At 72.3% G+C, this 12,673-nt stretch carries 12 protein-coding genes; 7 read left to right on the top strand and 5 right to left on the bottom strand.

Annotation, left to right across the window (positions count from 1 at the left end; translation table 11 throughout):
- The first annotated feature begins 52 nt into the window (after window positions 1-52).
- The 4 genes from ACWCPI_RS03965 (at window position 53) to ACWCPI_RS03950 (ending at window position 3,806) form a co-directional block, all read left to right on the top strand.
- Window positions 53-418 carry an Rv2175c family DNA-binding protein gene (locus ACWCPI_RS03965; protein WP_053671919.1) on the top strand — a complete coding sequence of 122 codons (366 nt, stop codon included), beginning with the start codon at window positions 53-55 and terminating at the stop codon, window positions 416-418.
- Window positions 419-953: 535 nt separating this feature from the next.
- On the top strand, window positions 954-1,616 hold the full coding sequence (thiE, locus tag ACWCPI_RS03960) for a thiamine phosphate synthase (RefSeq protein ID WP_451036594.1): 663 nt from the start codon (window positions 954-956) through the stop codon (window positions 1,614-1,616).
- Between the two features lie 242 nt (window positions 1,617-1,858).
- On the top strand, window positions 1,859-2,782 hold the full coding sequence (gene metF, locus ACWCPI_RS03955; protein ID WP_451036593.1) for a methylenetetrahydrofolate reductase [NAD(P)H]: 924 nt from the start codon (window positions 1,859-1,861) through the stop codon (window positions 2,780-2,782).
- Between the two features lie 52 nt (window positions 2,783-2,834).
- A complete protein-coding gene (locus tag ACWCPI_RS03950) occupies window positions 2,835-3,806 on the top strand; it encodes an SCO2102 family sporulation regulator (RefSeq protein WP_451036592.1) in 972 nt (323 codons plus the stop codon).
- Window positions 3,807-3,855: 49 nt separating this feature from the next.
- Here ACWCPI_RS03950 and ACWCPI_RS03945 read toward each other — a convergent pair whose 3' ends face one another.
- From ACWCPI_RS03945 to ACWCPI_RS03925, 5 genes are all read right to left on the bottom strand, one after another.
- Complete coding sequence (locus ACWCPI_RS03945; RefSeq protein ID WP_451036591.1) at window positions 3,856-5,370, bottom strand: phytoene desaturase family protein; 1,515 nt, start codon at window positions 5,368-5,370, stop codon at window positions 3,856-3,858.
- 55 nt (window positions 5,371-5,425) lie between these two features.
- Complete coding sequence (locus ACWCPI_RS03940) at window positions 5,426-6,040, bottom strand: DUF4126 domain-containing protein (RefSeq protein ID WP_451036590.1); 615 nt, start codon at window positions 6,038-6,040, stop codon at window positions 5,426-5,428.
- A gap of 411 nt (window positions 6,041-6,451) precedes the next feature.
- Entirely contained in the window at window positions 6,452-7,081 is a 630-nt protein-coding gene (locus ACWCPI_RS03935; RefSeq protein ID WP_451036589.1) for a TetR/AcrR family transcriptional regulator, read from the bottom strand.
- Window positions 7,082-7,104: 23 nt separating this feature from the next.
- Window positions 7,105-9,189: a YhgE/Pip family protein gene (locus tag ACWCPI_RS03930; protein WP_451036588.1), complete on the bottom strand. Its 2,085-nt coding sequence runs from the start codon at window positions 9,187-9,189 to the stop codon at window positions 7,105-7,107.
- Window positions 9,161-9,979 (bottom strand): ATP-binding cassette domain-containing protein, encoded by an 819-nt coding sequence (locus tag ACWCPI_RS03925; protein ID WP_451036587.1) that lies wholly within the window; start codon window positions 9,977-9,979, stop codon window positions 9,161-9,163. The genes ACWCPI_RS03930 and ACWCPI_RS03925 overlap by 29 nt, the downstream gene beginning before the upstream one ends.
- A 161-nt stretch (window positions 9,980-10,140) precedes the next feature.
- Here ACWCPI_RS03925 and ACWCPI_RS03920 point away from each other — a divergent pair, with 161 nt between their 5' ends.
- From ACWCPI_RS03920 to ACWCPI_RS03910, 3 genes are all read left to right on the top strand, one after another.
- Window positions 10,141-10,713, top strand: coding sequence for an SAV_6107 family HEPN domain-containing protein (locus ACWCPI_RS03920; RefSeq protein WP_019758918.1), 573 nt, complete (start codon window positions 10,141-10,143; stop codon window positions 10,711-10,713).
- A gap of 232 nt (window positions 10,714-10,945) precedes the next feature.
- Entirely contained in the window at window positions 10,946-11,716 is a 771-nt protein-coding gene (locus tag ACWCPI_RS03915; protein ID WP_451036586.1) for a methyltransferase, read from the top strand.
- A 291-nt stretch (window positions 11,717-12,007) separates the two neighbouring features.
- Window positions 12,008-12,403: a DUF3040 domain-containing protein gene (locus ACWCPI_RS03910; protein ID WP_451036585.1), complete on the top strand. Its 396-nt coding sequence runs from the start codon at window positions 12,008-12,010 to the stop codon at window positions 12,401-12,403.
- Window positions 12,404-12,673 lie beyond the last annotated feature (270 nt).

The raw sequence follows: 12,673 nt of genomic DNA, 5'->3' as shown, positions 1-12,673 counted from the left end.
GGTGGACCGGCCTGGCTTCCGACTGTCAGTGGCAGATGGCAGGCTTGTTCCCGTGACCGAGATTGACGCAAAGATCGATGCTCTCGTGCCCGCCTGGCTCACCCTCCCCGACATCGCCGAACAACTCGGCGTCGAGGTGACACGCGTCCGGCAGCTGGTCAAGGAGGGCCAGCTCATCGCCGTACGCCGTGGCGAGAACCGCGCGCTGCACGTCCCCGCCGCCTTCATCGACGGGGACAAGGTCGTCAAGGGCCTGTCCGGGACCCTGACTCTCCTGCGGGACGACGGCTTCACGGACGAAGAGATGCTGGAGTGGCTCTTCACTCCCGACCCGAGCCTGCCCGGCACGCCCGCGCAGGCACTGAGCGAGAACCGCGGCACCGAGGTGAAGCGCCGCGCCCAGGCGCTCGCCGTCTGAACCGAACACCGTCCGCAGTACGGCCGGGCCCTGCGGTGCGCGACGCCGTCGCCACCGCAGCGCCCGGCTGACGACTGAGCCGTTGCGGCCCGCGTGAGACCGTTGCGGCCCGCGCGAGCCTTTGCCGTGCCGTCGAGCGGGCAGCGCCGTCGTCTCGGCGTCGTGCCCGGGCGGCCCCACGACGCTGCCGGCCCGGCATGCTCAGCCGGGAGCCGGGAGCCGGGAGCCGGGAGCCGGGAGCCGGGAGCCGGGAGCCGGGAGCCGGGAGCCGGGAGCCGGGAGCCGGGAGCCGGGAGCCGGGAGCGCCCTGTGACGGTCCTTCACCGCGCTTCGCCGCCACCCGGTGCCCGCCCACGGTCCCGCGGCCCGGCATGCTCCGGTAGCCGGAAGCCGCCCCGACCACCACCCGGCACGGCCCGTCACCCCACGCTCCCGCCACCGGCCCAAGACCTCCCGCCCCGCTCCGGCTACCGTGCCACCGTCCGGCAGCAGCTCGACGCCACCCGCCCGGCCACCCGATCACAGGGGGAACCGCATGTCCGACACCGTCACCGGGGCCACCGCCCGGACCCAGCTCGCCGATGCCCGGCTCTATCTGTGCACCGACGCCCGCAGGCGCCAGGGCGACCTCGCAGAGTTCCTGGACGCCGTGCTGGCCTCCGGGGTGGACATCGTCCAGTTGCGCGACAAGGGCATGGAGGCGGCCGAGGAACTCGACCACCTGCGGGTCTTCGCCGAGGCGTGTGCCCGGCACGGCAAGCTCCTCGCGGTCAACGACCGTGCCGACGTCGCCCACGCCGCCGGCGCCGACGTCCTGCACCTGGGCCAAGGCGACCTGCCCGTGCCCGCCGCCCGCGCGATCCTCGGCGACGACGTCCTCGTCGGTCGCTCCACGCACTCCGAGTCCGAGGCAACCGCGGCCGCCGCCCAGGAGGGCGTGGACTACTTCTGCACCGGCCCCTGCTGGCCCACTCCCACCAAGCCAGGCCGCCACGCCCCCGGCCTCGACCTCGTCCGCCACACCGCCGCCCTCGGCACCGACCGCCCCTGGTTCGCCATCGGTGGCATCGACCTCGGCAACCTCGACGAGGTGCTGGAGGCGGGAGCCGGCCGCGTCGTCGTCGTACGGGCGATCACGGAGGCCGACGACCCGGCCGCCGCGTCGGCGGAGTTCGCGAAGCGGCTGCGGCAGCCGTAGGGCGCCCGGCGCCCTCCGCGGCCCGGGTCTTTCGGGCGGCTCGGCCGCGTCTCACATGCCGCCAGGTCGCGTCTCAGTCCGTGGTCAAGGAGGCTGCGGAACCACTCGCGGCGCCCGGTCCGGCCCTCCAGGTGGCCTGTTTTCGGCCACCAGCTGTCCAAGGTATGGACAACAGCCCGACAAATCGGGCAATTGTCCGGAGTTCTGTTGGGGGACCGGGGGCCCCTGGTTAACCTGCGAGTATGGCCCTCGGCACCGCATCCATCAGGTCGGACCACGCTCGCACCGTGCGCGAGATGCTCGCGACCGGCAAGACGACGTACTCGTTCGAGTTCTACGCCCCCAAGACCCCGAAGGGCGAGCGGAACCTGTGGAACGCGCTGCGCCGGGTCGAGGCCGTCGGGCCGGACTTCGTCTCCGTGACCTACGGCGCGGGCGGTTCCACCCGCGCGGGCACGGTCAAGGCGACCGAGGCGATCGCCTCAGACACCACACTCACGCCGATCGCGCACCTCACCGCGGTGGACCACTCGGTGGCGGACCTGCGCAACATCATCGGCCAGTACGCCGACGCCGGCATCCGCAACATGCTCGCCCTGCGCGGTGACCCGCCGGGCGACCCGCTGGGTGAGTGGGTGCGGCACCCGCAGGGCCTCACCTACGCCGCCGAGCTCGTCGAACTGATCAAGGCCTCCGGTGATTTCTGCGTGGGTGTCGCGGCCTTCCCCGCCATGCACCCGCGCTCCTGCGAGTGGGAGGCCGACGTACGGCACTTCGTCGACAAGTGCCGGGCCGGTGCCGACTACGCGATCACGCAGATGTTCTTCGAACCGGAGGACTACCTGCGGCTGCGCGACCGTGTCTCGGCCGCCGGCTGCGCCACCCCGATCATCCCGGAGATCATGCCGATCGCCAGCGTGCGGACGCTGGAGCGGATCCCGTCCCTCACCAACGCCTCGTTCCCGAACGTCCTGAAAGAGCGGATCCTCACAGCAAAGGACGATCCGGCGGCTGTACGCTCGATCGGGATCGAGTTCGCCACCGAGTTCTGCGCGCGGCTACTGGCCGAGGGAGTGCCAGGACTGCACTTCATCACGCTCAACAACTCCACGGCGACCCTGGAAATCTACGAGAACCTGGGCCTGCACCACCCACCGCAGGCCTAGACCGGCCGTCCTGATATACGTCACACTGGCGGCCACTGGGAGAGGGGCGTACATGGGCTGGACGGTCCTCTACATCGCGTTCGGCGTCGTCGCGCTGTGGTTGCTGGGCGAAGTGCTGCTGCAGTACAAGGCGCGGCTGCGCTGGCGGCTGCTCGCCTTCGTCGGTTTCCTCGGCGTCGTGGTCGGCGTGCTCATCCCCTCGGTGATCGTCATCGGTCTGGGCGCGGCCGCCTTCGCGGTCGGCCAGACCTACGTCACGCTCTCCTTCCGCCGCGGCTTCTCCGCCGGCTGGGCGGTCTCCGCACCCGCTCTGGGCCCGCTGGGCGGCGCCAAGCGCCGCAGCCGCGGGTCCGGCCGCCAGGAGCCGACCCTGGAGGTCTCGGACCTCCAGGCGAGCGAGGGGGGCTTCGGCGACGACGACGGCAGGTACGCGGGCGACGACTACGGCCAGGAAGGCCTCGGTTACGGCCACGACGACTACGACCGCGACGACGTCTTCACCCCCGCCCGCCCGGGCCGGACGCCGGCCGCGGAGACGACCGCCGTCTACGAGCCGCAGCCCCTGCCGGAGGACACCGGCTCCTACGGCATATACGGCGACCCGGCCTACGCCTCCGCCGAACAGACCCACGCGACCGCCGACCGGCCCCACGACCAGTACGCGACGGCCGACCAGAGCTACGCGTACGACGGCTACTCGGGCTACGACCAGCAGCAGTACGGCTACGACACCGGGGGCCAGCAGCAGTACGCCGCCTACTCCGACCCGTACATCGGCAGCCAGACCTACGGCGGCACCTCGTACGACGCCTACGGTCAGCAGCAGTACGGCCAGCAGGGCTACGGCCAGGACCAGTACGCCACCGGTGCCTACGGGGAGACGGGCGGCGTCTGGGTCCCGCAGCAGCGCACCGACGAGACCTACGGCGGCGAACTGCCGCCCGAGCAGCAGCAGTACCCGTACCAGGGCAACGGGCAGCAGCAGGGCTCGGGGAACGGCTACGACGAGCAGTACCGTTTCTGACGCCGGCCCGCGGTCACGCCGAGGCGGGCGTCCCTGCGAGCCCCGGACGTCACTGCGAGCCCCGGAACTCCGGCCCCTCCACGATCAGCCCGGCCACCAGCGCTCCCGACATACCGGCGTGCGGAAGACCGCCGCCCGGGTGGGACCAGCCTCCGACGGTGAACAGACCTGACACCGCCGTGCTGTTCGAGGGATGCAGCAGACGCCCGTCGGCCGCGGCCAGCGCCGGGGCCGGAACCGCACCCCCGTCCACGCCGGTCGCCTCCGCGACGTCGGCCGGGGTGCGCACCTCGTGCCAGAGGAGCCGGTCGCGCAGATCCGGCACGGCACGCTCGGCGGCCGTGATCAGGCGCTCGGCCTGCTGCTCGAAGACCTCCGACTCCGCCCAGCCCCGGTCGGGCTGTGCCGGCACCGTCGAGGTGAGGGTGACCGTCTCATGACCGGGGTCCGGCACCAGTGCCGGGTCGCCGGGCCGCAGCACCGTCACCGTGGGACGCGCGGCCATACCGGGAGCGGTGCCGAACAGGGCGTCCAGTTCGGTGTCGCGGTCCGCCGCGTGCACCACCGTGCGATGCGCCGCCCCCTCCGGTCGGCCGCCCCGCAGCGCCAGCAGCACCGTCAGACGGCTCGCCGCGCCGCTCTGGGGCGCGACCTCGCCCGCGCCGTGCAACGCCGTGCTCCGCACGAGGCGGTCCCGCACCCCGGGGGCGACCCCGGCGACCACGAACTCGGCCTCCGCCACCGTCCCGTCGGCCAGTTCCAGCCCCACGGCCCGGCCGTCCTTCTCCAGGATCCCGATGACCTCGGCACCGAAGTGGAACTCGACCTTCCTGGCGACACACCGCTCGTGCACCGCCCGCGCCAACTCCCGTATGCCACCTCGCACATACCAGGTCCCGAAGGCGTGCTCCAGGTACGGCAGCACGGCCGCGCTCGCCGGTGTCGTCCGCGGATCCAGGCCGTACGCGAGCGCGTGACTCTCCAGGAGGGCGACGAGTCTGGGGTCGCGCAGCTCCCAGGCGCCGACCTCGGCGAGGGTGCCGGCCCGGCGGGTGCGCAGAAGCCGCTTGTGGGGGACCGACGGGTAGGGCTCGCGGTCGGCCAGCACCCGCCAGTTCGGCCACAGGGGTTCTTCCAGGAGCGGCCTGCGCGTGCGGTCCCAGGCCTCGCGGGCGCGGACCAGGAAGTCGCCCCAGCGGGCGCCGGTCCCGGCGCCCAGCGTCTCCTCCAGGGCGGCCACCACACCCGCACGTGAGGCGTTCGGCAGGGACACCTCGGTGCCGTCCGCGAAGACATGGCGCGCGGACGGGTCGACCTGGGTCAGCTCGACACACGCTTCAAGCGGCTCCTTGCCGGTCTTGACGAACAGGTCGCGGTAGACGGCCGGGAGGGGGAGCAGCCCCGGGCCGGTGTCGAAGGCGAAACCGTCGCGCTCGAAGCGGCGCACCGCTCCGCCGTACGTCTGCGTACGCTCGTACACCGCCACCCGGTGGCCCGCGACGGCCAGCCGGGCAGCGGCCGCCATCGCGCCCATCCCGGCGCCGATCACCGCAATCCGTGCCATGCGTGGGACTTTATCGGCCCCCACTGACAACCGGCTCGCTGACCTCGGGCGAAGCTCAGCCGGACCGCTGCCCCACCGCCGGCCCGAGCCGCTTCGCCTCCCGGCGCTCGGCCCTGCGGCGCAGGAAGCGGCGGATGCGCGAGACCAGGAAGACGAGCAGCAGGATTCCGGCGAGCAGGAGGACGGCCACGACGACCGCCGCGGCGACGGGGTGGAAGATCGCGAGGGTGATCAGGGCGGCGACCCCGAGATCCTCGGCGATGCTCACCACGATGTTGCTGAACGGCTCCGGCGAGGTGTTGACCGCCATGCGCGTCCCCGCCTTGATCAGATGGCTCACCAGGGCCGTCGAACCGCCCACCACACCCGCGGTCAGCTCGGGCAGCGACCCGCTCTGCCCGGCGAGCAGGGCCGCGACGACCCCGCCGGTCACCGGCCTGATCACGGTGTGCACCGCGTCCCACGTGGAGTCCACGTAGGGGATCTTGTCGGCGACGGCTTCACAGAGGAACAGCACACCGGCCGCGATCAGTACGTCGGGCCGCTGCAGCGCCTCGGGCACCTCGTCGCTCAGGCCCGTCGCGCCGAACACGCCGAGGAGCAGGACCACGGCGTAGGCGTTGACTCCGCTGGCCCAGCCGCTGGTGAAGATCAAGGGAAGTATGGACACGGACGTGATCGTAACCAGTCGGCGACGCAGGGTCCTGGGGCTGAGTGCGCAGTCCTGAGTACGCGTACCTAGTCACCGAGATGAGTACGCGCGCGGATGGGGCCCGACCTGCCCGAACGAGAGAGTGGAGGCAACGGAGAAGGGGATCGGCTCCGGCACCGGCGACACGGGGCGCCGGAACGGAGCGGCCCCGGATCCGCTCCTTCCGCCGGCCCGGCGCCGGCGGGAGCGAGACGGGGGACCCGGGGGAACGGCCGGACGGGGGCCCGGCGGGGGAACACGGGGGAGCGGGAGAACGGGGGAAACGGGGGAATCGGGGGAACGGGGGAGCACGGGAAGGCGCCGGTTCGGTGGTGGCCCGCGGGGGACGCGGCCAGTTCGAACCGGCGCTTTTCCATGCCCTCGGCCGCTTCAGCGGCGGCCGCTCACCCGGCCCTGCAGCAGCCGGGACAGTGCCGCGTGCACATCGTCCAGGGACCGCTCCGGCTGGAAGGACTTCCAGTCCAGCGCGGCCACCAGGACCATGCCGACCAGTGCGGAGGCGCTCAGGGTGACGTCGATCTCCTCACTGAACTCGCCGTTGTCGACGCCCTCGCGCAGCACGCCCTCGACGACCGCGACGGCCTGCTGCCGGACCACCATCAGCGTGGACTGCCAGGCCCGGTTGGTGCGCCACAGCTCGGCGACGTACAGCTGGGTGAAGGACGGGTAGCGGTCGATGAAGACCAGCCCCGCGCGGATCATCGCGTCGAGGGCGTCCACCTTGCTGCCGCCCTCCCGTGCGGTCCGCTCGGCCGCTTCCCGCAGGGAGGCGGTGAGCAGTCCCACTCCGTGCCGCAGCAGTTCCTCGAAGAGGACCGACTTGCTCGCGAAGTTGTAGTAGACCGTGCCCTTCGCCACCCCCGCCCGCTCGGCGATCTCGTCCACCGTGGTGGCGGAGAAGCCCTGTTCGGCGATGAGGGTGACGGCCGCCTCGTAGAGCTTCTGCCGGGTGGCCTCACGGCGCGTGCTGCCGCCCGACGCGGCGTTGCTGCTTTCCATGGCCCTGATTGTCCCGCGCGCGCTCACAGGCTCAGCTCCGGGTGGAGCCGGTCGAGCGTCCACACCTGACGGCGGCGGGCCGACAGGGCGGTCAGTGCCACGGCGCCCGCGGTGAAGGCGGCGAGCACCACGCACGCGTGCCACACCGGTCCCAGACCGCCGCCCGTGATGAGCCGCCTGAGCGCCTCGACGACGTAGCTCATCGGCAGGAAGGGATGCAGCGCGTTGAAGAAGCCCGGGCTGGTCTGCACGGGGTACGTGCCGCCCGCGGACGTCAGCTGCAGCATCAGCAGGGCCAGGACGAGGATCCGGCCCGCCGCCCCGAAGCGTGCGTTCAGCCACTGCACGATCGCCGAGAAGCACGCCGTCACCAGGAACAGGAAGCCCACCGTTCCGGCCGCCCGAGCCATCTGCAGCCCGACCGCCCAGTGCAGCACCGACATCAGGGCCACCGTCTGGAGCACCCCGATCGCCACCACGGGCAGCCAGCCGGCCATCGCGATCCGCCAGGCCGAGGCCCCCGCGGCCAGCGCCCGCCGGTTCATGGGCGGGATCAGCATGTACGCCACCATCGCGCCGACCCACAGGGACAGCGGGATGAAGTACGGGGCGAAACCGGTGCCGTAGTTGGGAGCCTTGTGCATGTCCCGGGAGACGAGCTGGACCGGGTCGGCCATGACCTCGGTGCGCTGGTCGCGGGCCTTCTTGTCGTAGTCCGGGATCTGCTCCGCGCCGTCGTGCAGCCCGTCCGAGAGCTTTCCGGAGCCGTCGACGAGCTTGTAGATGCCGCCGTTGAGATCGTGCGCACCGGTCTTCAGCTCGCCCACGCCGGTGTCCAGGTCGGCCGCGCCGGTCCTGGCCGAACCGATCCCCGCGTGCAGCTTCTTGGCGCCCGCGGCGACCTTCGCGGCCCCCTGGTTCAGCTTGTTGATCCTGGCGACGGCGTCGTCGAGGTCCTTGGAGAGGTGGGGCGCGCGCTCGGCGAGGTCCCGGGCCTGCTTCTGAAGGGTGGCGAGGTTCTTGTCGAGCTTCTTCAGGTCGCCGTTGTGGTCGGTGATCAGCGTGTTCAGGTCGTCGGCGATCGTCGCCACGTCCGCGGCCGACTGCTTCGCCTTCTTCAGGTCGGAGCAGGCCTGGTCGTCCAGCACGGCGTCCTCGCAGCGTGCCCGGTAGATGGAGTCCAGCGCGTCGGAGGCCGTGTGGGCGCCCCTGGCGGCGCCGGGGGCGCGCTCCACGAGGTCGTCGAGGTTGTTGCGGACCGCTCCGGAGGTGTCGGCGACCAGCCGGGCGGTGTCCGCGATGGTCCGCTCGTCGTCCGCGAGGAACGGTCCGATCTTCCTGTCGACGCCGTTGACCCGGTCGGCCAGGGTGCGGGTGCCCTCGGCGACGCGGCGGGAACCGTCCTCCAGGTCGGCCGCGCCCTTGTCGAGCTTCTTCAGGCCGGTCGACAGCTTGCCGCTGCCCTCCTTGGCGTCCGTCAGCCCGTCCGCGAGGTCCTTGGAGCCCTTCTCCGCCTTTCCGATGCCGCCCTCCAGCTTGTCGGCGCCGTTCGCGGCCTTCACCGTCGCGCCGTGGATGTCGGAGAACGAGACGAAGATCCGGTCCAGGAACGACCGTGACGCCTTTGTGGACGCGGCCTCGCGGACCTCGCTGAAGACCGTGCGCGAGATCTGCCCGACGATGTAGTTGTTCGCGTCGTTAGTACGGACCTGCAGGGCGCCCGTCTCCGGGGACTCGCCCGCGCTGGAGGCGATCCGCTTGCTGAAGTCGCCCGGCATGGTCAGCGACAGGTAGTAGGTGCCGTCCTCGACGCCCCTGCGGGCCTCGGCGGCGCTCACCTCACGCCAGTCGAAGACGTCGCTCTCGCGAAGCCCCTCGGTGATGTCGTCGCCGGCCGTGAGCTTCTTCCCCCCGACCGTGGCCCCCTTGTCGTCGTTGACGAGCGCGACCGGGATGCGGTCGAGACGGCCGTACGGGTCCCAGAACGACCACAGGTACAGGGCGCCGTACAGCAGCGGCAGCACCAGCAGCGCGACGAGGGCGGCACGCGGCAGCTTTCCCCTGCCGAAGCGCCTGAGCTCAAGCGCGGCGAGCCTCGGCGATCGCATCGGAGGCCTCCTTTCCGTCGGTTTCCTGGGACTTCGGGGTCTCGGCGGTGGCGGAGGCCTGGTCGGTCCGCCGCTCGCAGGACTGGCTTCCGGCCGCCCGTGTCGAGACCTCGACCGTGCCGTCGGGGGCCTCGCTGCACACGGCCACGACCGTGGTCCCGGCCTCGGTGAGCGACTTCAGCAGCGCCCACACCTCGGCCCGGTCGGCGTCCGAGAGCTTGAGGTCGGTGTCGTCGACGCCGAGCAGACGGGGACGCCCGATCAGGGCGAGCGCGACGGACAGCCGCAGCGCCTCCAGCCGCTCCAGATCCCGTACGGCCGTACGGGAACCCTTGGGCAACGACTGCAGGTCCAGCCCGGCGGCCGTCAGCGCGGCGTCGACGCGCAGCTTCTCCTCGGCCCGCCACTCGGTGCGCGGACGCAGCAGCCCGCGCACCGAGTCGCCGAAGCGCCGCTGCAGCAGCGCGCGTTCGTGCAGGTGCTCGGCGACGGTCAAGGCCGGTTCCAGATCGGTCACACCGGGTACGTGGGCCAGGGCGCTGACGCGCCGCGCCGCGGCCATGCGCTTGGGCACCACGGCCTCGCCCACGGTGGCGGTGCCCTCGGTGGGCTTCATCCGCCCGGTCAGCGCGAGCAACAGGCTCGTGCGGCCGGTGCCGGACGGTCCCTCGACGGTGATCAGCGAGCCGGGCTCCGCCTCGAAGGAGACCCCGCGGAACGCCCATCCGCGGGGTCCTTCCAGACCGAGGCCGCGGGCCGTGACGCCGACTCCGGTCACGGTTCCCCCCATCCCTGCCTCCTTTGAACTGACTGGTCAGTGCAAAAACTAGTGCGAACTCGCGATCGATGCAAAAGCACAGGTCAGAACGGATTGTCAGTGCCATACCTCACGATGGGCACATACGGCACCTCGTATCGGGCGTGCCGTCACAAGACGACAGGAGGTTCGTCATGGCCAGCTCCCACGCAGCAGCCGCCCGTCGGCGCCGCGCCACCGGCCCTGCCCCCTCACTGACCGGCCCGGCGAGCGATGTTCACCCCGTGCTCCGCCGGGCCACGGCCCCGCCCGCCGCCCTCGACCTGCTCGCCCAGGCCCGCGCCGGACTGGACGAGGCCACCGCTCTGGAGACCCCGAACGAGCGCTACGCGACGGCCCACCTCGCCGCCCTGCGCACGGCCGCCGCCGTACTCGCCGCCCGAGGCCGCCCCGAGCCCACCCCCAAGCGCCGGGCCCGTATTCGCAGCGCCTGGGAAGTGCTCCCCGAGATCGCGCCCGAACTCACCGAATGGAGCGCCCTGTTCGCCTCGGGCGCCCGGCGCCGCGCACGGGCGGAGGCCGGCATCCAGGGCGCGGCAACCCGCCGGGACGCCGACGACCTCATACGCGACGTGGCGATGTTCCTGCGTCTCGTCGAGCGGATGCTGGTGCTCCAGCCGGTCCTGCCCCAGCCGCGACCGGACACGGACGCGAAGGAGGCCGACGGTCCACGCCCTCCGCGCGCGGACATGCCGGACGCGGGGTGACGGGGTGACGTCGGCGGCCCCGTCGCCGCAGGGGCGGGCCGTGCTCGCGCACGCTCGTCGCCGGCGGGACGGGAGCGAGGGCGTCGCGCGGCACCGGGAGGGCCGGGCGGGCCGCCGCAGGCAATAGGGTGGAGGGCGCCTGAAGCCTTCCCGCCCCCGTGACCCGGGCCGGGCAGGCAGCCCGTTCGCTCCGCCGCGCCCGTGGCGGTGCCGTGCCGAGGAGTCATCTGCCGTGTCGGACCCGATGCGACCCCGCGCCTCTCTCCGTACCGCCGTGGTCTGGGAGGTCCTCCAGGACGCCCTGGACCGCCGGGTCAAAGCCACGGGCCGTCAGGCGCTGGACGTCCTCGACACCGGAGGCGGCAGCGGCAACTTCGCGGTGCCCGCCGCCCGGCTCGGCCACCGCGTCACGGTCGTCGACCCCAGCCCGAACGCGCTCTTCGCCCTGGAGCGGCGCGCCGCCGAAGCCGGTGTCGCCGACCGGGTGCGGGGTGTCCAGGGCGACGCCCACGGCCTCTTCGACGTGGTCGAGCGCGGCGGGTACGACGTCGTGCTGTGCCACGGCGTGCTGGAGTACGTCGACGACCCCGCCGAAGGCGTCCGCAACGCGGTTGCCGCCCTGCGCGCGGAGGGAGTCCTCAGCCTGCTCGCCGCCGGACTGGGCGGTGCCGTGCTGGCCCGCGCCCTCGCCGGTCACTTCAAGGAGGCCAAGCAGGCCCTGGAGGACCCGGACGGCCGCTGGGGACAGGGTGACCCGGTGCCCCGGCGTTTCACCGTCGAGCAGCTCACCGCGCTGGTGGAGGGTGCCGGGCTGCGCGTCGGTGCCGTGCACGGGGTGCGGGTCTTCGCCGACCTGGTCCCCGGCGTGCTGGTGGACACCGAGCCCGGCGCCCTGGAGGCGCTGCTGAAGCTGGAGGAGGCGGCGGCCGAACTGCCCGCCTTCCACTCCGTGGCCACCCAGCTCCACGTGCTCGGTGAGACACCGCAGACCAGCGAGGCCTGAGCACCCTTCTGTGAACGGTCCACGGGGCGCCCCGTTGATCAGGGACTTGGCTGCACATGGAGTACGCCACAGGCCCCCCGATCGGACGCTCAGCGCCGTATGATCGAGGGAGACCGTTCCGGCATGACGGGTCGGCCGCTGGGGAATGCAGATCTCAGCGAGCCGGGGCGTCCATGCCGGAGCCCGGTTGGCCAATTGGCGTAGAGGGGCGGGTTTCACGGGGGCGATTCCCTGCCTATCCTGAAGGGACCCCCCGGGTCGCCCCGGCGACTGCACGATGAGGAGGACTCCGTGCCGCTCTCGGAGCACGAGCAGCGCATGCTCGAGCAGATGGAGCGAGCGCTGTACGCCGAAGATCCCAAGTTCGCGTCGGCGCTTGAGGGAAGCGGGCTGCGTACGTACACCCGGCGGCGGGTCTACCAGGCGGTCGCCGGCTTCCTCGTGGGTATCGCGCTCCTCATGGCTGGAATGGTCGCCAAGCAGGTCTGGCTCAGCGTGGTGGGCTTCCTTGTGATGCTGGGCTGTGCGGTACTCGCCGTGACCGGCTGGCGCAAGGCCCCCAAGCCGGGTGAGCAGCCCAGCGATGGTGGCCCGCATGCCCGCCATCAGCCACGACAGAAGCGCTCGATGATGCACCGCATCGAAGAGCGCTGGCAGCGCCGCCGCGACGAACAGGGCGGCCATTAGCTCGACGAGAAGCTCCTAGCTGAACTAGCTGAACCAGCTGTACGCAGGGGGTGCCCACCGGACGGTGGGCACCCCCTGCGTATGCCCGGAACCGGCCGAGTGGGCGGCAGCGGACGTGGCCTGGGAGTGAGTGGGGCGGGGGTGTGCCCCGCTGCTCGACGCCCGACGCCCGACGCCCGACGCCACGCCGCCGGCTTCGCGCTCAGGCCACCCCTCCGGCACACGCCCGCTTCCCCGGCGCCTGGCACAGGGGCCCCCGCCTGGCGGGGA

It is taken from the genome of Streptomyces sp. NPDC001920 (assembly GCF_053594495.1).
This window is presented reverse-complemented; position numbering and strand designations above follow the sequence as displayed.